Genomic DNA, 20029 nt, shown 5'->3' with positions numbered 1-20029 from the left:
CCACCCGCCAGCCTCTTAGGCGCGTCCGGTTCAGGCGCCGCGCGGATACTGCTTGAGCACCTTGCCATTGATGTCGGCCCGCAGATAGGCGCCGCCGTACTCGTCCAGGACATAGACGCTCATGGTCGGCTGGTAGCCGTCGAACGGGGAGGCCGGATCGATGTCCACGTAGTGGCCGGTGGGCTTGGTGACGCCAAGCTCCTTGTCCGCCCGGCGCATCAGAGCAGGGAGGGCGTCCCAGTCGAACTCTTCGAGATCCACCGTCTTGGCGTCCGGCATGAGGGTGCCGCCGGCACGTTCGCGGGTGGCCTTGCCGTCCCGGTACGCGTAGACGTCGTACAGGCCCTTGCTGTTCGTGACCGGGGCCTCGACGCGCGCATGCTCCTCGTACAGCGAGAACGACGTGACGTGGGTGCCGCCCATCACCGGTTTGAGCGCGGCGATGACGGAGCGTGCCCCGGCCGGTGTCAGCAGATCCTTGGGCTTCGCCTCATTCGCCTTCCGGGCCTTCTCGGACTCGGTGGCCGACGGGTTGCTGGAGGAGTGCTCCGAATCGGACCGCTTTCTGCCGGAAGCCTCTGTGTCCGGGGCGGGCAGCAGCGACCACACGAGTACGCCGGTCAGGGCGGTCCCCGCGAGAGCCGTCGAGATCGTGACGGCGCGGCTGCGCCGCACCCGGCGGCGGGCCTCGTGAGCGCCCAGCGTCAGCGGCTGCGGACGGTCAGGTGTGGCGACGGGGCGACGGACGGGGGCGGTGGGCAGGACCGTGGTCGGGCCGACCGGCTCGCGGCCGGGCGCTACCTCGTCCCGCCGCGCGGCCGGCTCGGGGCGCTGCGGCACCGCATCCTGCGGAGCCCCGGGGGGCTGCGGCGCCTCGACCGGCTCACTCACCGACGCCAGCATCCGGTCCAGTTCCTCGGCCCTGGGCCTCGCGGCTGTGTCCCGGGTCAGCAGCGCGTTCAGTACGGGAGCCAGTGGACCGGCCTGCCGGGGCGGCGGGATCTCCTCGTCGAGCACGGCCGCCAGCGTCGCCAGCGTGGTGGCCTTGCGCAGCGGATGCCGGCCCTCCACAGCGACGTACAGCATCATGCCGAGCGACCACAGGTCCGACGACGGATCGCCTTCCTCGCCGCGAATCCGCTCGGGCGCCATGTAGTCGGGGGAGCCGATGATGGAACCGGTCGCCGTCAGGCTGGTGGACTCACGGATCGCGGCGATGCCGAAGTCCGTGAGCACCGGGCTGCCATCGGCCCGCAGCAGTACGTTGGCGGGCTTGACGTCGCGGTGGTGGATACCGGCGGCATGGGCGGCGCCCAGCGCGGACAGCACACCACGGCCGAGCTCGGCGGCCTCGACGGGGGTGAGGGTCCCCTCGGCGAGACGATCCGCGAGCGAGGCGCCGGGCACCAGCTCCATCACGATCCACGGGTACGCGTGCTCGCCGCCGTCCACGATGTGGTGAACCGTGACGACACCCGGGTGGTCGAGCCGGGCCAGCGCACGGGCCTCGCGCAGCACCCGCGCCCGCAGCAGCCGGGCCGCCTCCGGATCGTTCTCGGCCAGCGCGGGGTCCGGGGGCCGTACTTCCTTGAGCGCCACATCGCGGTGCAGAGCCAGGTCATGGGCCCTCCACACCATGCCCATGCCGCCACTGCCGAGCCTGCTGCGCAGCTCGAAACGCTCGTCGATCACACGGCGTACAGGTCCCCCAGCGTTCATGGAAAAGAGGGTACGGGGCGGGCTCGCAGCGGTGCGAACCCACCCCGTTCGCGGCGCCAAGGCCCGGCCCCCGTGGGCCTCGTGGAGCCGGAGCATCACATCCCCGCTGCCGTCCTCGTGTCGGAGTGTCGGGGACCGGGCGGCCGACGGCTCGCCACGCACTCAGGTACGAGCCGCAAGCCGTTGGCCGCTTGTATGAGTCGGGTACTACTTCGGCGGGCGGATGTTCTCGCCGCCGATGTTGCCCAGCTGGTCACTTTGCTCCTGCAGCTGTCGGGCCTTCTCCTGGAGCCGCTGGCGCTGCTCAGGGTCGGTGGTGCGCTCAGCGGCCTCGGTCATCTGCCGGGCCTTTTCGCGCAGTTGCTGCGCACGGTCACCGGATTCACGTCCAACGCTCATCATCGCTCCTTGTGCGGTTGGGAAGAGCGGGCTCCATCAGAGAACCAGCGTCGCCGGTTCACCGCACCTCGAATCGTCACTCAGCGTTACGTCATGCCATGGGGGCCTTGCGGCGCTGGCATTATCAACGGCATGAACGAAAGCATCATCGCCGCGTGTGACGGGGCATCGAAGGGCAATCCGGGGCCTGCGGCCTGGGCATGGGTCGTGGCCGATGCGCAGGGGCGACCGGAGCGCTGGGAAGCGGCACCGCTGGGGACCGCCACCAACAATGTCGCTGAACTCACGGCGCTGCAGGAGCTGTTGGAGTCCACGGATCCGTCCGTGGCGATCGAAGTACGGATGGATTCGCAGTACGCGATGAACGCGGTGACCAAGTGGCTGCCAGGATGGAAGCGCAACGGCTGGAAGACCTCTGCCGGAAAGCCGGTGGCCAACCGTGACCTGGTGACCCGCATCGACGAGCTGCTGACCGGCCGGACCGTGGACTTCGTCTATGTGCCCGCGCACCAGGTGGACGGAGATCCGCTCAACGCCCTCGCCGATCAGGCGGCCAGCGAGGCCGCGGTGGCGCAGCGGCCGGCCGGCACCGCGCACGGCTCGCAGCTGCCGACGCCCGCTCCGGCCCGGGCGACCGAGGGGCGGAGCAAGGCGGCTTGGGCGAAGAAGGCAGGGGGAGTGGCACGTTCCGCACGCTCCGGTGGAACCATCCGGGCCAAGTTCGCGGGCCGCTGCCACTGCGGAAGGCCTTACGCGGCACAGGAGATGATCGCCAAGAACCCGAACGGCTGGGGCCACCCGGAGTGCCGCACCACGCCCGCCTGAGAGGCTGTCGGGTGGCCTCCGATCGGGGAGCGCGCGTGCCAGGGCGTGGCCGCCGGATCAGAGGTCACCCGACAGCCCTGAAACACCGCCCCGTCGGGCCTGCGCACGGTGCGGGCCCGACGGGGCATGGATCGTCGGCCGGAGCGGGCGAGTGGCCACGCGAAATGGAGCCTGCGTGCCATGATGCGGCTTGGCCGGTGGCATCCGCAGTGCTCTGCCGATGCCACCGGCAACGGCGACACACTGGGGGGCGTATGGGAAGCACAGCCACGGTTCTGCGCGAGTTGCGCGGTGCGCAGAAGACGGCCAAGGGGGTGTCGCTGTATTCGCGGTATGTGAACCGCCCGGCCGGGCGGGTGTTCGCGGCGGGCGCATACCGCATCGGACTGACACCCAATCAAGTAACGGTGATCAGCGCCGCACTCACCTTCGCAGCCATCGCTTCGGTGGCACTCGTCCGGCCGTCCTGGGGGCTCGCGGTCGCGGTGTATGCGGGGCTCGCCATCGGCTTCGCCTTCGATTCGGCCGACGGGCAGCTGGCCAGGCTGACCGGCCGGGGAGGTCCGGATGGCGAGTGGCTGGACCATGTCGTGGACTGCGCCAAGATGATCCTCGTACACACCGCCGTGCTGATCTCGTTCCAGCGGTTCTTCGACCTGCCGGCCGAGGGCTGGCTGCTCCTGCCGCTGGGCTTTCTGTTCACCGCCGTGCTGACTTTCTGCGCCGGGCTGCTGCGCGAACAACTGGGCAAGGTGGCCGCCCGGCCCGCGGCGGGCAGCGGTGCCGCGGTTCCGGTGTCCCGGGTGCGGGCCGTGGCACTGCTGCCCGCCGACTACGGGGTGTTCTGCCTGGTGTTCCTGCTGCTCGGCGACCGGACCGCGTTCCGCATCGGCTATGCGATGCTCGCCGTCGTGCACGCACTGTTCCTGGTGGCGTTCCTCGTCAAGTGGTTCAAGGAGCTGAAAGCGCTCCGGACTGCGGACTGACGAGCGTGTCCAGCGCCCGGCGCAGCTGGGTGCTGGACGTGTGCACGGTGTACGGGAAGTAGACCACCTCGACGCCGACCTCGGCGAAGTCGCGCTCCAGTCGCTTGCCCCGCTCCGTGTCCTGCCAGTCGTCCCCCTTGAAAATGACGTCGAACCTGACTTGCTGCCAGGTCTTGACCTTGTCGGGCACAGTCTCGACGAACGCCGCGTCCACAAAGCGGACGCTGCGTACGATCTCCAGCCGTTCCGACAGCGGAATCACCGGCTTGTGCCCCTTGGCGAGCGCGGCCATCTCGTCCGAGACGACGCCCGCGACAAGATAGTCGCATTGGCTGCGGGCATGCCGCAGGATGTTGAGGTGCCCTATGTGGAACAGGTCGTAGACCCCCGGCGCGTAGCCGACCCTGTGCGCCATCCGTTCTCTCCCCCCACGGTGAACGTGATGTCCGTGTCCAGCAGCAGTTGTCCGGACATGGCATCCGGTGCTGCGGGATATCGGTATCGGTGTTGATGGTGCAACGACCTTACTGTGAGGACCACTTGCGCATCTCGTGAACGGATAAGCTCGCTTTTGGGGCTGTTCCTTGGGGGGAACACAGAATGTTCCGGGGGGAAGGCGAACGTCCATGTCTGATGCCGATCGTCACAAGCCGTTCGAAGGTCGCACTCTGCTGGTCGTCTCGACCAACTACGCACCGGAGCTCACGGGCATCGGCCCGTACGCAGCGCAGCTCGCCGAGCACTGGGCCGTGTCGGGGGCCGAGACCCATGTACTGACCGGCATGCCGCACTACCCGTCCTGGCGCACCGAAGCGGAGTACCGGGGCGTCTGGCGGGTCACCGAGAAGCGGGTTGGGGTCACCGTCCACCGGAGAAGACACTATGTGCCGTCCCGTCAGACTGCTCTGCGCAGAGCGGCGTTCGAGGCAACCGTGCTCGGGCACGGCCTGCTGTCGCCGCCCGATTCGTGTCAGCCCGATGCGGTGATCTCCCAACTGCCCAGCCTCGCGGGCGGTGTCGTCGGAGCCCGGCTGGCCGACCGTCACCGAGTCCCGCACATACCGGTCGTGCAGGATCTGATGGGTGCCGCCGCCGCGCAGAGCGGTATCCGGGGCGGCGGCCGAGCGGCAGCCGTCGCCTCAGCGGCCGAACGTTACGCGCTGCGCGGCGCAGCCCTCGTCGGAGTCATCCATGAGAGCTTCGTCCCGCGCGTCACGGCGTACGGCGTGGACCCGGGGCGCATCCGTGTCGTCCCCAACTGGTCGCATGTGCAGTCACCTTCGGCCGACCGAGCCGGGACCCGGGCGAGACTCGGATGGAGCGAGGGCACTCCCGTGGTCCTGCACTCCGGGAACATGGGACTCAAGCAGGGCCTGGAGGTCCTGGTCGACGCGGCCCGGCTGGCGCCGGAGATACGCGTCGTGCTGATGGGGGACGGGAATCAGCGAGAGGCGCTGCTGGGGCGTGCGAGGGGCCTGCGCAATCTCGACTTCCTGCCGCCGGCCGGCGCGGATGAGTTCACGGACATTCTCGCCGCCGCCGATGTGCTCGCGGTGACCCAGCGGGCATCCGTGCTCGACATGAGCGTCCCGTCCAAGCTCACCTCGTACTTCGTCTCGGGCCGCCCCGTAGTCGCCTCGGTCGCCGACGGGGGAGGCACCGCCCAGGAGGTCCACCGGTCCGGTGCCGGCATCCTCGTCGCACCGGAGGATCCCGCCGCGCTGCTGTCAGCCGTACGCAAGCTCGTCGAAGCGCCGGCCGAGGCGGACCGGCTCGGCGCCAACGGACCGCAGTACGTCGCACGTCACCTGAGCCGAGAGGCGGGCCTGGCCCGCTTCGACGCACTGCTCACCGAGGTCCTTGCGGACGCACAAGGGAGGCCACGCCGATGACCCAGCCGATCCGCGCGCTGGAGGACCAGGACGAACCCGCGCTGCTGAGGGACCAGTTCCGTCAGCTCCTGCGCTACCGAGCACTGCTCGCCACCGGAGTGGTCCTCGGACTGCTCGGCGGCGGCTGGCTCGCCCTGAGCGGTGAGGAGAGCTACACATCGACGGGCGAGGTCGTCGTGCGCTCCGCCACCTCGGACCCCTTCGCCGCGAGCGCCTCCGCCGACAAGGGCATCAACATCGGCTCCGAGCGACAGAACGCCGTCAGCGACACCGTGGGCACCCTGGCCGCCGGCTCCCTGGCCAGGCACGGCGACCGGGTGGAGGTCGGGACACTGCTGTCCGGTCTCCAGGTCACGAACCCGCCGAACACCCTCGTGCTCCGCCTTTCCTACACCGGCCGCACCCCCGCCCTGGCGAAGGCGCGGGCCGAGGCGCTCGCCGAAGCCTATCTGGAGATCCGCAGGCAGCGCACCGAGAACAGCATCGCCAACATGGTCGACGGCTACCGCGCTCAGCTGGAGCCCCTCACCGAACAGCGCGATCAGCTGGCGGAGCAGGCCGGGGCGGGTAACGACGTGACCAGCGCACGGGCCAACCTCGTGGTCTCGATCTCCGAACTGAGCAGAAAAATCTCGGAGTTGCGCGCCCTGGACACCACTCCCGGCTATCTGACGAAGAAACCCGTCGCGCCCACGGAGCCCACCGGTGCGGGGCTGCCCCTGCTGCTGGGACTCGGCGGTGTCGTCGGGCTCGCGCTCGGACTGCTCCTGTCCTGGGTGCGCCTGGTCTTCGACCCGGCCGTGCGCTCCACCCGGGAGCTGGTCCGTTCACTCGGCGCCCCGCTGCTCGGCATTCTGCCCAGGGAACGGGCATCCGCGGGTGCGCTGCTCGCCATCGGGCGGAACGGGAGCCGACTCGCCGAGGAGTACCGGGCGGTCGCCTTCCGGCTCGCCTACGACCCGTCGTTCGCGCAGCGCCGCAGACTCCTGGTCACGGCGCCGCGCGGGGACAGCGCCGCGGCGGCCGCCGCGGCGGTCAACCTGGCCGCAGCCTTCGCCGAGATGGGACGTGACGTACTTCTGGTCGAGGCCGATCTGCGTACCCCCTCACTGGCCAGGGACCTCGGCCCGGCCGTGCAGGGCGCCGGGCCGCGCTGGGCGTGGCAGGGCGAACGGGCCTGGCCGTCGGACAGCTGGATGAATGTGGACGTACCCGGGTCGGGCGCCTTCACCCTGATAGCGGGCCGGCGCACGGACAACGTCCCGCGTGCGCTGACCTCCGCGCCCGTCGGACGGATCGTCGCCGAGGGCGACCGGCTGGGCGTTGTCGTCATCGTGCTGGCCCCGCCCGTGCTCTCGTACGCCGACGCCGTCGCACTGATCGACCGGGTGGAGAGTGTCGTGGTGGTGTGCGACCCGCGCGAGGTGCACCGCAGCGACCTGGAGCGGATCAGCGAGATCATCGGGGCGGCCGGAGGCTCTGTGCTCGGCGCCCTGCTGCACCCCGGCCGGAGCCATTACGAGCGCCGGGCCCGCAAGAAGGCCGACAGGCGCCGCACAAGCGGTGGCCGGTCCCGCTCCGCATCGGGCCGGGACGACGGCGACGGCCGCGACGGCCGGGAGCACACCGGTGACCCGGCCGAGACGCTCGGCCTGCGCCCCTTCGACTCCACCGCGGGACACAGATGAAGGCACGGACCACGATCGTCTGCTCGGTCGCGGACCAGGGCGTCGCGGCACTCACCAACATCCTGGTGCTGGTGGCCGCCGCCCGGCTCTCCACGGTGGCGGACTTCGCCCGCTTCTCGGCGGTCTACCTCGTCTTCACTGTGCTGCTGGGGGTATCCGGCGCCTACGCCGGGCAGCCGCTCGTGCTGCGGCGCGGCGAGAGCGACGAGGTACACGGCGCGTGCCGGTCGGCGGTCACCTTCACCCTGCTCGCAGCGGCCGCGCTCGGCGCCCTGCTCGCCACCGTCTGCCTGACGCTGCCGGGAGCCACCGCACGTGCCCTGATGATGCTGGGACTCGTCCTGCCGGTGGTCCTGGGGCAGGACACCATGCGTTACGCCTTCTCCACCCTGCAACTGCCGCACCTGGCACTGGCGAGCGACACGCTCAGACTGCTCTGCGTGCTGGGCGCGCTGGCCGTGCAGCCTTACGGTGCCCCGGCGGCCCGGCTCGTCACCGTCTGGGGGCTGTCCGCGCTTCCCGCCCTGCTGCTGTCGGCCGCCCTGCTGCACCACAGAGTGGCCGGCACGCCGCTGCGGCTCGAGGTCCTGCTGCAAAGAGGCCATCTGGGGCGGCGCTTCGTGGTGGAGTTCGGGGTGGGTAATGCCACCAGCCAGCTCTCCGTGCTGGGACTCGGCATGGTCGGAAACCCGCTCGTGGTGGGCGCCCTGCGCGGCGCCACCACCCTCTTCGGGCCGCTGAACGTGCTGTTCACCTCGGCCACCGGCTTCGGACCCCCACTTCTCGGACGGCTCGCCTGCGAACGGCGCAGGGTACGTGCCACGGCGACGCTCGCAGCAGTCCTGGCCGCCACAGCCGCCGCCTGGGCCACCGCACTCGCCCTGCTGCCCGACGGAATCGGCCGCCATCTGCTCGGCGACACCTGGTCCACAGCCGCTGCCCTGCTCCCGGCGACGGGCAGCCAGTACGCGGCGATGGCCGTCGGCACCTGCGGGCTGCTCGCGCTCCGGATGCTCGACCCCCGTACCACCCTCTCCATCCAGGTGGTCTTCTCGCTCGCCACCGTCGCCTTCCTCACCGGCGGCTATGTGCTCGGCGGGGTGCCGGGCGCGGCCTGGGGCCTGTGCCTGGGGTCCGTCTGCAAGGCAGCGGCCACGTGGATCCGGGTGGCCCGGCTCAGACGCCGTGCCGCGGTGGACCAGGCGCACATCAGCGCGAGCGCTGTCCGCTCCGGCTCCTGAAGCTTGTGATCAGCAGCAGACAGAGCGTCGCGATCGCCAGTTTTCCGACGGACTGCAGCAGTGGTCCGCGCAACACAATGAAGGTGTACCCGGCGATCAGTGGCGCGGCAATGGCCAGAACACTGCCGGGGCCCGGGCCGTTCCGGGACACCGCCCACGCGTAGCGGCGGTCGGTGCGTGCAGCGACATACCCGATCAGTGCGAGACCGCCGACCATGCCCGGCATACCGAAGTCGACCCAGAGTTCGGTCCACAGCGGCGCCGACAGGTTGGTCATCTTCATCCCCATCCACTGGCCGACGCGCACCCCAGTGTCCTCCGGCTTGCCGCTCCACACCGACCGGGGTACGAAGAAAAGGGCGGAGCCCGCGAGTTGACGCCCATAGGTGTGGCCGCGGGTGTCGACCCAGGTAATGGTGTTGGCGAACATCACCGTCTGGTCGTAGTCCTTGGTGGCCAGCGGCTCGAAGACCGACGACGAATCCACCGGCCGGTACCCGGCGCTGTCGTAGCGGAACCGGTCCGCGTACGGGAACAGCACCAGCGCCCCGACCACCCCCATGGCCAGCACCGACCGGTACATCGCCGCGCTGCTCGGGAACGCGGTGAACAGGAGCGAGACCAGTACGGTCAGGAACCAGTAACGAGCATTGGATATCGGGTTGTTGACGACGACGTTGAGGATCAGCAGCGCACACCAGACCAGAGTGGTCGAGGGTGAACGCCGGGCCCTGCGCGAGGTCACCAGCCGACGGGTGTAGAAGAGCAGCCCCAGCAGCGCGGGTACCGTACCGAAGCCCTTGAGGAAGGCCGATCCCACGTTGGACTGGCTCGACGCCACCCCGCTGACCGCGACCGAGGCGCTGATCTCCTGGCGGCTGGTGAAGAAGATCGCGGGCCCGCCGAGCTTCAGGATGTAGTAGCCGCTCGCCGCGAAGGCCAGCGCCACCAGCAGTCTGAGACGCACCCGGTGCGCGGTGGCCGGACCGCTGCCGGAGCGTGCGGTGGGGCGGCGGCGCAGCGGACGCCGGGACGCCAGCAGTGCCCCGAGGTCGAACGCGGCGCATCCCACCAGGATCAGCGCGATGGCCGTCATCAGATCCGACCGCGGCCCGACCATCGGGGTGGGGGTCTGCCCGATGACCGTCTGCGCAAACGGCGCCACCCCCATTGCGATGTACACGAACATCCAGAACACGCCCTGCAGCAGACGCCGCCGGGTGGACAGAATCATCGTGGCGAGCCGGGCCCCGGCATAGCAGGTCAGCACGAGCTGCAGCCAGTACGCGGTGTCCCGGACGCCCGTGCCAGGCTGCGCGGCGATCACCGCGGGCAGAAAGCAGACCAGGCCGAGGATGAGAGGCACGGACAGGGCCCGCGACAGCATCGCCCACGACATGGCCTTCGCTGGCGGCAGAACCGGCTCTTGCGGGCCGTGCTCCGGTACGGGTGCGAGCGGCGCCGACTCGTGCACGGACGTCATCTGCTCCCCGTTCCGTGGACCTGTGAACACTCTAACGAATCAACCCACTTGGGGGGTTTGGATGACTAGTCTGTAAGACCGGCCAAGGTTGAGGGGGAACCTGGTGAAGATCCTGCACGTCGTCACATTGCACACCCCGGACCATGCGTTCGGCGGCCCGACAAGGGTGGCGCTCAACCTGTCGAAGGTCCAGCGGGCCGGGGGCGACGACGCCCGGATCATGGCACTGGGCGACGGCTTCGAAGGCCGACTGCCGCGCGAGGTCGAGGAAGTGCCGGTGCATCTCTTCCAGGCCCGCCATCTGCTCCCCATGTTCGAAGTCAGCGGAATCACCTCCGGTGCGCTCCTGCTCGCCGCCCGTCGCATGATGCGTGGCGCCGATCTCGTCCATGTCCATCTGATGCGCGACCTGGTGACGCTGCCCGCCGCGCTGCTCGCGCTGGCCACCCGTACACCCATGGTCGTCCAGACCCACGGCATGGTGGACCCGACCGAGAAGCGGGTCGCCCAGCTGACCGATCTGCTGGGGGTGCGCAAGGTGCTGCGCGACGCCGACGCCGTGCTGCACCTGACCGAAATGGAACGCCGCGATGTGAACGCCGTTGCCGCACCGGTGCCGTTGACCCGCACCGTACGGTTGGTCAACGGCGTACAACCGCAGAAACGCAAGCCCGCCCGCGAGCCGGGGCGGCCGCCGACGGTCCTCTTCCTGGCCCGGATTCAGGAGCGCAAGCGCCCGGAGGACTTCGTCGCTGCAATGCCCACGGTCCTGGCTGAGCATCCGGACGCTCGGTTCGTGTTGGCCGGTCCCGACACCGGAGCGCTGCCCACAACGCTCGAACTCGCCCGCAGGCTTGGGGTGATGGGCTCCCTCGACCATGTGGGTCCGCTGGGCCACGAAGAGGTCCTGGCGGCGGGGCGGCAGGCCGATGTGTACGTACTGCCGTCGATCGAGGAGCCCCTGGGCGTATCCGTCCTCGAAGCGATGTCGGTCGGCACTCCCGTGGTCATCACCCGCACTTGTGGCCTCGGCCCCGATGTCGCGCGGGCCGGTGCGGGCCGGGTGATCGACAGCCGGGTCGGCGAGGACGACAAGAATGCGCTCAAGGTCGCCGGGGCGATTCTGGAACTTCTCGAACCCGAGACCAACGCCCGGTCCGGGAAGGCTGCTTGGGACCTGGTCAATGAGCACTTCACCATCGAGGTCGTGACCCGGACCCTCCGGCGGACCTACGAGGACGTGGTCCGCCGGAAGAGCCGCTGAGACCGACCGGTAAATGGCAGGCGGTGTTGCCCATTTGCTGGCCGTTCCAATTCAAACAGCCTTCCGCTCACGCGACTTGAGCGCGATCTGCCAGCGGTAGAAACTCATCGCCAGCGCGAAGTCGAAACCGGCCCGCCCATCGAGGAAGCCCCGTCGGTACACATACATGTACGCGAACGACACCAGGGGCTTGAAGGGCGCCTTGTGGAACAGCTGCCCCTGGCGCGACTTCACTCTCCGCACCTGCTCCTTGACCTCGGGGTGGTGCTCCAGCCACGCCTCCCAGTCCGAGTACCTGTTGTGCCGCTCGAACCAGGCGGTGACCGGGTCGTGGTCCTGGTGCTCGATCGGGTTGCGGAGCGAGCCGGCCGACTCGGCGACCGGCTGGTAGTGGCCCTCGACCTCGCCGATGCCCGGCGCTTCGAGGTCACCGACTTCCGGGTAGCGGCAGCGGGTACGGTCGGTGAGTGACCGCTTGCGGATGGTGTAGCCGTGCCGCAGTCGCTTCCCGGAGAACCAGTAGCCCAGCGGAATGTCGTAGGCCGCGTACTTCGGCGCGCTGGGATCGGCGAAGATCTGCCGCAGTTCGGCCAGCAGTCCGGGGCTGAGCCGCTCGTCCCCGTCGAGCAGAAGAATCCAGTCCAGGTCTGTGCGGACATGGTCCAGGCACCACTGCTTCTTCCGCGGATGGCCACCGTCCCAGGTGTACGTGATCACCTCGGCCCCGCATTCCTCGGCGATCTTCGCCGTGTCGTCCGTGCTGTGCGAGTCGACGACGACGACCGCCTCGAAGTGGCCGAATACCGATTTCACCGCCTCGGCGATGTTCAGCCCCTCGTTCTTCGTGGGGATTGCCACGACTATCGGCAGCTTGCTCATCCATGGTCTCCTTCGGGCAGCCAGGCGTAGCAGCCTGTGGAGGTGAAGGCGCGGGCCGCTTTCGGGACGGTGATCTTGGCCCGCTTCCCGGACGTGGAGGAGCCCGACACCAGGTTCTTGCCGTTCGCCCCGGTGATCTGCCAGGTGCAGTTCTCGGTGGGAGTGACGTCGTGGTAGCGGCCCGGCCGGATCTGCTCGTCCTTGTACGTGCCGTCCGCGTACCCCCGTGACGCATCCCGCACCAGCTCCTTGTGCTGGGTGCAGAGGTGCTCGGCGGCAGGTTCCGCATCGGCGATTTCGCCCGTCACGATCGCGCCGATCGCCGTGTCCCGGTCGACCTTGACGAGGTACGTCAGCTTGTCGCAGGTCTCCTGACCGGTCTGGAGCACGGCCGCCGGGTCCATGCCCCTGGGCACACGGTCGACCAGAAACTCCTTCTCCTTCTTGTTGAAGGAACCGGTGGCCGGGGTGAGTTCATCGGTGGGCAGTATCGCTGGTTCGCTCGTCCGCGGAGCCGAAGGGCCACTGGACGCGGTGGCGCCGGGACCTGCCGAGGGGGCCGTGACAGGGGCCCGGGTGGCGGATGGCCCGTCGCCGCTCGCCGCCCTGTGCCCGTCGGAGGACGAGCCGCAGGCGACCAGCGTTGCCGTCAGCACGATGACGGCGGCACCGGCCGAGAACGAATACCTCATCCACCCGTCCTCAGAGCGTAGTGGGCGCTGACTTGCGCGCTGCTCAGCGCGGTCGGGTAGACGGCGGTCTCGTCGATCTGCCCGGCGAAGAAGCTGCTCGTCGGCCGGCTCGGCCAGTTGTTCAGATTGTCGCCGCCCACTCGCCAGTAGCCGCTGTAACTCTCGTTGCCGGTGTACAGAACGCTCGAGGCGCGGAGTTGCCCATCGACGTACAGCGCCATGCCGCCGGTGCCCTGCGTGGCGATCACATGGTGCCAGGCCCCGTTGTTGTAGGCGGCAGGTGTGGTGATGGTCCTGGTGCCGCCGCTGTAGACGCCGAAGACCAGTTTCCCGTCATCGCGCATGTACACATGCTTGTCGAACTGAGTGCTGTTCTGCATGGTCACATTGCCGAAGCCGATGATCTTCCCTCCCCTGGTGGTCGTCGTCTTGATCCAGGTCTCCACCGAGAACCTGGTGGGCTGCGCATGACGCTTGTTGCTGTACGCGTACTGGTTCGACCCGTTGAAGCCGATCGCGGTCGAGTCACCCGCCACGGCCGCCGGAGTCTGGCGGTAGGCAGGGGAGTTGCGCAGGAATCCGTTGTCCAGCCCGCTGCCGGTGTCCCCGGCGAATGTGGAGGTGCCTTCGTCGTACCGCCAGTACAGCGAAGCGCCGTCCGCCAGCACCCTGGCGGGGTACTTCGCGGGCGTTGACGCCACGGTGGCGGACAGGGCGGGCGACTTGGCACTGGTGTTGGTGCCGTCGCTCGCACTGATCCGGTACGAGTGGGTCTCACCCGCGGCAACGTCGGTATCCGTCCACCTCAGCTGAGGCCGGTCCCAGAACAGCGAGTACCCCGTCGTGGTGTGTACCGGGGTGCTCGCACCGTCCTTGTAGATCCGGTAGGTGAGTTCACCGTCGTCGGCGTCGAAGCTCGTCTGCCAGTTGACCTCCACCCTGCCCGCGGCAACGGTGGACAGGCTGACGTTCGGCACCCATGGTGCCCCGGTGTCGGGGCCGTCGGCGAATCGGGTGAGGCCCTGCTGTGCGGAGCCGTTGACGGTGGTGAACTCCCCGCCCACCCAGAGATAGTGACGGCCGCCCTTGTCGGTCTGCGCCATCACCCGCGGTCCGACCGGTTCCCCGATGCCGTCATTGGTGTCCGGGAACCAGGGAAGCAGCTTCGGGTCGTCGACGGACTGGGCCAGCAGATGCTTGCGTGGCTGGTCGGGGAACTCGCCCATGCTGGCGCAGTCGTGTGCGTGACTTCCGCTGTACAGAACGCCGTTGTGCACGAGGACGGCCTGGGTCGCGCCCAGGCAGGTGTCCCGCCAGCGCTGCTCGAAATTGCTGAGGTCCAGTGCGATCCGGCCGTCGAAGACACCGCCTCCGGTGCCCTCGTTGGCGGTGTAGAAGCCGGTGTCGTCCGTGGTCAGGTCCTGCACCGTGGAAGTGTTCGGAATGAAGCCGGCCGGGTAGCTCTTGGCGACAGCCCCGGTGGTGGCGTCCACGACGGCCAGTGCGTGCGAGGTGGTGCCGTTGACGGTGAAGAAGTCACCGCCGATCAGTACGTGTTTCCGGTCGGGCGTCAGCTCCACGGCCCGGCCCACCTCGTCGGTGTTGGCCGTCCACGGCTTGAGGGCGGCGCTTGTGGTGACCGCGGCGAACTTGTTCCGGGTCTGCCCCGCGACGGTGTTGAAGTCACCGCCCAGATAGACGGTGTCGGCCGTGACGGCCAGCGCCCGTACGGTCGCGGAGACGGAGACCTTGAAGTTTTGGCGCGGGGTGCAGGTCGCGGTGTCGATCGCGGCGATATTGCTCACCCCGACCCCGCTCACCGCTCCGAACTGCCCGCCGACGTAGAGGGTCTTCTGGTCGGGGGAGAGCGCGAGGGCTCGTACGGTCGCCGTCCCCGACGAGAGCGTGAACGACAGGCTGCAGCCGGTCGGTACGCCGGTCGCCGCGTCGAACGCGGCGAAGTTCACCGCGGACTGTTCCGAGGTTCCGGCCGCCGCGTCCGGCGGCCGGACGGTGGAGAAGGTCCCGCCGGTGTACACCACACCGGCGTCCGACGCGGCCATCGACCAGACGATGCCGTTGGTCTGCCAGGTGGTGAGGTCGTCAGCGGTCAGGGAGACCGGCGATGTGAGGGCCGCGGCCGGGGAGCCCCCGGACGCGGCGGCGGTCAGGGCTCCGGCAAGCAGGCACAGCGCGGCGGCCGCCGCGCGAGCCCTGCCGCGTCCGAAGGGTCTGCGCAGCTTCTTACTTCCGTTCATCATTCAGCTCCGAAGGTGAGAACGAACGAACCGGTCCACACACCGGTGACCGGCAGGGAGGCGTGGCTGTCGGATGTGCCAGGATTTCTCATCGGTCCACCCGCACGGCCGCTCCGGCCAGTTGATCGGACAGCTGACGGATGTCCGCCTCGACCATGATCCTGGCGAGCTCCTGCGACTTCACGGCCGGTTTCCAGCCAAGTAGTTCCTCGGCCTTGGCCGCATCACCGATCAGCGCGTCGACCTCGCTGGGGCGCTCGTACTTGGCGTCGAAGCGGACGTGCTCCCGCCAGTCCAGGCCGGCGTGCGCGAAGGCGTACTCCAGGAACTGCCGGACGCTGACACCCTCGCCGGTGGCCACCACATAGTCGTCCGGGTTGTCGCACTGCAGCATCCGCCACATCGCGTCCACGTACTCGGGGGCGTAGCCCCAGTCGCGCACGGCATCGAGATTGCCCAGGTGGAGGTGGGTCTGCAGACCAGCCTTGATCCTGGCAACCCCACGAGTGATCTTCCGGGTCACGAACGTCTCGCCGCGGCGCGGGGACTCGTGGTTGAAGAGAATTCCGTTGACCGCGAACATGCCGTATGCCTCACGGTAGTTGACGGTTGCCCAGTACGAATAGACCTTGGCGACGCTGTACGGGCTCCGCGGATGGAACGGGGTCTTCTCGTTCTGCGGCGGCGGGGTGGCTCCGAACATCTCCGACGACGACGCCTGATAGACACGGGTGTCGATGCCACTCGCGCGGACGGCCTCCAGCAGCCGGATGGTGCCGAGACCGGTGATGTCACCGGTGTACAGCGGAGCGTCGAACGAGACGCGGACGTGCGACTGCGCACCCAGGTTGTAGACCTCGTCCGGCCGGATGTCGCGCAGCAGATTCACCAGCGCGACCCCGTCGGCGAGGTCGGCGTGATGCAGGACGAACGAACGGTTCTCTTCCTCCGGTCCCTGATAGATGTGGTCGATCCGCTCGGTGTTGAAGCTCGACGAGCGGCGTATCAGTCCATGGACCGTGTACCCCTTGTCGAGCAGCAGCTCGGACAGGTACGAACCATCCTGCCCGGTCACGCCGGTGATGAGCGCGGTCTTCGCCACGATTCCCCCTCTGTGTTCGCCTGAAAGGCTGTTGGTTCTCACCGAAATATCTGAATTGAGCGATCTGCGGCAAAACGTCACCGCGGCCTGCGGCTGCTGGCACAATCCGAGCCATGACGACTGATCTCCCCGGCCCTCCCCAGGAATTCGTCCGCCCCCTCCTACGGCCCGGCGCTCGCATATTCGTCGCGGGCCACCGCGGTCTGGTCGGCTCGGCGGTGGTACGCCGCCTCACCGCCGCCGGACACGAGGTGATCACCCGCGATCGCGACCAGCTCGATCTGCGCGACGCCGCGCGGACCGAGGCCTTTCTCCGCGAGGTCCGTCCGGACGCCGTGGTGCTGGCCGCCGCCAAGGTCGGCGGGATCATGGCCAACAACACGTATCCGGTGCAGTTCCTCGAGGACAATCTGCGTATCCAGCTGAGCGTCATCGCCGGAGCACATGCCGCCGGGGTCGAGCGGCTGCTCTTTCTCGGCTCGTCCTGCATCTACCCCAAGCGTGCCCCGCAGCCGATCAACGAAAGCGCCCTGCTCACCGGTCCGTTGGAGCCGACCAATGAGGCATACGCGCTGGCCAAGATCACCGGAATCGTGCAGACCCAGTCCTACCGCAGGCAGTACGGCGCCTCGTACATCAGCGCCATGCCCACCAACCTCTACGGCCCGGGCGACAACTTCGACCTGGAGACCTCGCACGTACTGCCCGCGCTGCTCCGCCGTTTCCACGAGGCGCGACGGGACGGCTCCCCAGCGGTCACGCTCTGGGGCTCCGGCAGTCCGCGCCGCGAATTCCTGCACGTCGACGATCTGGCCGCCGCATGCCTCCTGTTGCTGGAGCGCTACGACGGCGACGAGCCGGTCAACGTCGGCTGCGGCGAAGACCTGACCATCCGTGAACTCGCAGAGATCATAAGTAATGTGACGGGATATCAGGGCTCCGTTGAATGGGACACGTCGAAGCCCGACGGCACCCCGCGCAAGCTGCTCGACGTCTCCCGGCTCACCTCTCTCGGCTTCGCACCGCAGATTCCGCTGCGCGACGGGATCGCCGGTACCTACGCATGGTGGCTGGAGCAGCAGACCACACAGGTCTGAGCGGACCCGACGGGCCGACCGGCACGGGCCGGCCGCCGCAACGCGACGGCCGCCAGTCCCCTTGGCCCCGCACGGCCAGTGGTTTCGCGCTCTTCGCATCGACGGCCGCCGCACTCAGTACGCCCCACGGCCGTCGGTGACGGCGCGCAGTGTACGGGCCATGAGTCCCATGTCCGTGGCCACCGACCAGTTGTCGACGTACCACAGGTCGAGCGAGACGGATTCCTGCCAGGACAGGTCCGAGCGTCCGCTGACCTGCCACAGGCCGGTCAGCCCCGGCCTGACCGTGAGCCTCCGGAGTTCGCGCTCGTCGTAGCGGGACACTTCGTCCGGCAGTGGAGGCCGTGGACCGACCAGCGACATGTCGCCCCGGAGCACATTGAGCAGTTGCGGCAGCTCGTCGAGAGACGTCCGGCGCAGCAGACGGCCGATCCCGGTCACCCGGGGGTCGCGGCGCATCTTGAACATCGGGCCGTCGTTCTCGTTCGCCATGACCAGCTGTGCCTTGCGGCTTTCGGCGTCCACCACCATCGTCCGGAACTTCCACATGGTGAACGGCCGGTTGTGCTGCCCGTGGCGGATCTGGCGGTGGAAGGCCGGCCCGTTCGAGCCGAGCCGCACCGCTACCCCGATCAGGAGCAGCAGGGGTGCCAGGACCAGCAGACCCAGTGCGGCGCCGGTACGGTCCACCACGGCCTTCAGGACCATCTGCGGTCCCCTGCGCAGCGGCGGCGCGATGTGTAGCAGGGTCAGTCCGGCCGCCGCGGACGGCCGTACTCGGCCGGCTGCGATGCCCGAGAGATCCGACAGCACGGACAGCGGAAGCCCGCCGTCGTGCAGCCCCCAGGAGAGTCGGCGCAGCCGCTCCTCGGAGAGCTGCGGCCCAGGCACCACCAGAGCCAGGTCCGCGTCATGGGCGAAGGCTCCGCCCAGCACGGTCGACGCGTCGTCGTCGGCCGGTGCCGGTGCGAGCCGGCGCGGCACCCGGACCTGGCACTTCAGTGGTGTGCTACCCACCGGTATGGCGGCCACGACCGAGTACGGATGGTCTGCACGGGAACCGAGCAGCCGCACCGCGCGCTCCACCCCCGGAGCCTCACCGACCACCAGTACCCGCCGGACCGCCCGCTGCTTCCGCCCCGGCCAGGGCAACCGCCGCACCCCCCATATCGCAATGCCCACGAGCAGGCCGGGCAGCAGTGCCACGACCGCCGTCGCAGGATCGGCCGAACCGCCGGTCGTGGTCCGCAGCACGGCGAGTACGCCGATGAGTAGCAGCCAGTCGCCGGTCGTGCTCAGTACCCCCGGCGGATCGCCCGGAGGCCGGTCCGCGTACCGGCCGCGCGCGGCCCGCACACCGGTCCACGCGAGCGCGGCCACTGCAGCGGCGAACGCGGCCCGCGAGTGCCCGTCGGTCTGCAGGGCGAGCCATGCCGGAATCCCCAGGCCGAGAAGTTCGGCCCCGATGACGACCGGCAGACGCCGGCCCGTCCTTCTCTTCGCCGCGGCCGGTCCTGAACGTTCACTCTGTACGGCCGGTACCCTCCACAAATCGTCGAGTTCCTTGCTGCGAGGCCGATTTGAAGCAGTTCGTGGACGAGGCGCCCCCGCCAGTCCCACAGGTCCTGATCTGTTCGAATCGGGTAGCTCGACATGCCCCATGAACCCCCCAGTCACAGTTGCATCGCCATAAACGCGGCGCATCCGCCGATCTCATGGACTGACGGATGCGCCCTCGCTCGGTGCACGATATCCACACACGTGCCATTTCGCTGGAGTTCCAGTGAAGTTCAGACATGCGCACAGACTGGGAACTCGTCCCGTTCCATGCGGGATCTCTCGTTCTGTGGGTGACTGTTCGCATTTGGAAGGCGCCGGAATCGCATGGTGCGTTGCGCAGCCGGTCCGGTTCAGCGTGATACAGCTCCACCTCACGGCGCGTCCGTGAGGTGGAGCCGATGCAGAGTGGTGAGCAGTTCCCGGCGCTCGTCGAACGAGCAGGACGACGCCGGTTCATGGGCCGCTCCGCATTCGGTGGAAGTGACTCCATGCATCCTATTTCGGCGGAGTGATCCCCGCAGGACGAACCGGAACGCGCGAACGGGCCTGGCCGGGTGGATGCTGGTCACAGGACTGCGTTGTGGCGGCGGACCGAGGCCGGGCGCGGTCGCAGGAGGTGCGCGATGACTCACACGCTGGAATGGAAGGTCCGCGTAGCTCTGTCCGAGGAGGACGGTACGACCAGGGCCGAGGCGGTGCTGGACACCGGCTCCGAAAAGCTCGTCGGGCATGGGGTCGCCCGCTGCAACCCGCAGGACGTGGACGTTCCCGTCATCGGCGAGGAACTAGCGGCGAGCCGCGCCATGAAGGACATCGCCGCGCAGTTGATGAAGGCCGCCGACCAGGAACTGGAAACGGTCGGAGCCGGACCCGCGAGCGGGCCCCTCACGCCGCCGTACGCATGGTCCGACACCACGGCCTGAGCCCGTGGGGGCCAACCTTGG

The 20029-nt window shown here is 68.9% G+C and carries 17 protein-coding genes; 8 read left to right on the top strand and 9 right to left on the bottom strand.

Annotated elements, in window-relative coordinates:
* Positions 1 to 30 precede the first annotated feature (30 nt).
* Both ABT115_RS04310 and ABT115_RS04305 read right to left on the bottom strand, forming a co-directional pair.
* Positions 31 to 1719 carry a serine/threonine-protein kinase gene (locus tag ABT115_RS04310; protein WP_351783877.1) on the bottom strand — a complete coding sequence of 563 codons (1689 nt, stop codon included), beginning with the start codon at positions 1717 to 1719 and terminating at the stop codon, positions 31 to 33.
* Positions 1720 to 1926: 207 nt separating this feature from the next.
* Positions 1927 to 2118, bottom strand: coding sequence for a DUF6381 family protein (locus ABT115_RS04305; RefSeq protein ID WP_351783875.1), 192 nt, complete (start codon positions 2116 to 2118; stop codon positions 1927 to 1929).
* 132 nt (positions 2119 to 2250) lie between these two features.
* On the opposite strand from ABT115_RS04305, the gene ABT115_RS04300 reads away from it, so the two are divergent.
* Together ABT115_RS04300 and ABT115_RS04295 are read left to right on the top strand one after the other, a co-directional pair.
* On the top strand, positions 2251 to 2943 hold the full coding sequence (locus ABT115_RS04300; protein WP_351783873.1) for a ribonuclease H family protein: 693 nt from the start codon (positions 2251 to 2253) through the stop codon (positions 2941 to 2943).
* Between the two features lie 254 nt (positions 2944 to 3197).
* On the top strand, positions 3198 to 3929 hold the full coding sequence (locus ABT115_RS04295) for a CDP-alcohol phosphatidyltransferase family protein (protein WP_351783871.1): 732 nt from the start codon (positions 3198 to 3200) through the stop codon (positions 3927 to 3929).
* Here the strand turns inward: ABT115_RS04295 and ABT115_RS04290 are convergent.
* Complete coding sequence (locus ABT115_RS04290; RefSeq protein WP_351783869.1) at positions 3895 to 4344, bottom strand: FAD synthase family protein; 450 nt, start codon at positions 4342 to 4344, stop codon at positions 3895 to 3897. The genes ABT115_RS04295 and ABT115_RS04290 overlap by 35 nt on opposite strands.
* 211 nt (positions 4345 to 4555) lie before the next feature.
* Between ABT115_RS04290 and ABT115_RS04285 the strand changes: the two genes are divergently transcribed.
* The 3 genes from ABT115_RS04285 to ABT115_RS04275 are packed head-to-tail and all read left to right on the top strand — an operon-like array spanning position 4556 to position 8750.
* Positions 4556 to 5821 carry a glycosyltransferase gene (locus ABT115_RS04285; protein ID WP_351783867.1) on the top strand — a complete coding sequence of 422 codons (1266 nt, stop codon included), beginning with the start codon at positions 4556 to 4558 and terminating at the stop codon, positions 5819 to 5821.
* Positions 5818 to 7509, top strand: coding sequence for a lipopolysaccharide biosynthesis protein (locus ABT115_RS04280; protein ID WP_351783865.1), 1692 nt, complete (start codon positions 5818 to 5820; stop codon positions 7507 to 7509). Before ABT115_RS04285 ends, ABT115_RS04280 begins: the two co-directional genes overlap by 4 nt.
* Entirely contained in the window at positions 7506 to 8750 is a 1245-nt protein-coding gene (locus ABT115_RS04275; protein WP_351783863.1) for an MATE family efflux transporter, read from the top strand. The genes ABT115_RS04280 and ABT115_RS04275 overlap by 4 nt, the downstream gene beginning before the upstream one ends.
* Here ABT115_RS04275 and ABT115_RS04270 read toward each other — a convergent pair.
* Positions 8719 to 10233, bottom strand: a complete 1515-nt coding sequence (locus ABT115_RS04270) for a hypothetical protein (RefSeq protein ID WP_351783861.1) — start codon at positions 10231 to 10233, stop codon at positions 8719 to 8721. The genes ABT115_RS04275 and ABT115_RS04270 overlap by 32 nt on opposite strands.
* A gap of 103 nt (positions 10234 to 10336) precedes the next feature.
* On the opposite strand from ABT115_RS04270, the gene ABT115_RS04265 reads away from it, so the two are divergent.
* Positions 10337 to 11497 carry a glycosyltransferase gene (locus ABT115_RS04265; protein ID WP_351783859.1) on the top strand — a complete coding sequence of 387 codons (1161 nt, stop codon included), beginning with the start codon at positions 10337 to 10339 and terminating at the stop codon, positions 11495 to 11497.
* A gap of 51 nt (positions 11498 to 11548) precedes the next feature.
* Here the strand turns inward: ABT115_RS04265 and ABT115_RS04260 are convergent, their stop codons facing one another.
* The 4 genes from ABT115_RS04260 to gmd form a co-directional block, all read right to left on the bottom strand.
* The gene (locus tag ABT115_RS04260) at positions 11549 to 12376 is read right to left on the bottom strand and encodes a glycosyltransferase family 2 protein (RefSeq protein WP_351783857.1); all 828 of its coding nucleotides are present in this window, start codon (positions 12374 to 12376) and stop codon (positions 11549 to 11551) included.
* A complete protein-coding gene (locus ABT115_RS04255; protein WP_351783855.1) occupies positions 12373 to 13068 on the bottom strand; it encodes an Rv1352/Rv1906c domain-containing protein in 696 nt (231 codons plus the stop codon). The genes ABT115_RS04260 and ABT115_RS04255 overlap by 4 nt, the downstream gene beginning before the upstream one ends.
* Positions 13065 to 15329 carry a LamG-like jellyroll fold domain-containing protein gene (locus tag ABT115_RS04250; protein WP_351783853.1) on the bottom strand — a complete coding sequence of 755 codons (2265 nt, stop codon included), beginning with the start codon at positions 15327 to 15329 and terminating at the stop codon, positions 13065 to 13067. The genes ABT115_RS04255 and ABT115_RS04250 overlap by 4 nt, the downstream gene beginning before the upstream one ends.
* Positions 15330 to 15414: 85 nt before the next feature.
* Complete coding sequence (gene gmd, locus ABT115_RS04245; protein WP_351783851.1) at positions 15415 to 16428, bottom strand: GDP-mannose 4,6-dehydratase; 1014 nt, start codon at positions 16426 to 16428, stop codon at positions 15415 to 15417.
* A 113-nt stretch (positions 16429 to 16541) separates the two neighbouring features.
* Here gmd and ABT115_RS04240 point away from each other — a divergent pair, with 113 nt between their 5' ends.
* The gene (locus ABT115_RS04240; protein ID WP_351783849.1) at positions 16542 to 17525 is read left to right on the top strand and encodes a GDP-L-fucose synthase family protein; all 984 of its coding nucleotides are present in this window, start codon (positions 16542 to 16544) and stop codon (positions 17523 to 17525) included.
* 114 nt (positions 17526 to 17639) lie between these two features.
* On the opposite strand, the gene ABT115_RS04235 is transcribed toward ABT115_RS04240, so the two are convergent.
* Positions 17640 to 19187 (bottom strand): sugar transferase, encoded by a 1548-nt coding sequence (locus ABT115_RS04235; RefSeq protein WP_351783847.1) that lies wholly within the window; start codon positions 19185 to 19187, stop codon positions 17640 to 17642.
* Positions 19188 to 19708: 521 nt separating this feature from the next.
* Here ABT115_RS04235 and ABT115_RS04230 point away from each other — a divergent pair.
* Positions 19709 to 20008, top strand: a complete 300-nt coding sequence (locus ABT115_RS04230) for a DUF1876 domain-containing protein (RefSeq protein WP_351783845.1) — start codon at positions 19709 to 19711, stop codon at positions 20006 to 20008.
* The last annotated feature ends 21 nt before the right edge of the window (positions 20009 to 20029 follow it).

This window comes from Streptomyces sp. NPDC001832 (assembly GCF_040297265.1).
Classification (GTDB): domain Bacteria; phylum Actinomycetota; class Actinomycetes; order Streptomycetales; family Streptomycetaceae; genus Streptomyces.
Note: the sequence above shows the minus strand (reverse complement) of the source record. Positions and strands in the feature narration are given on the sequence as shown.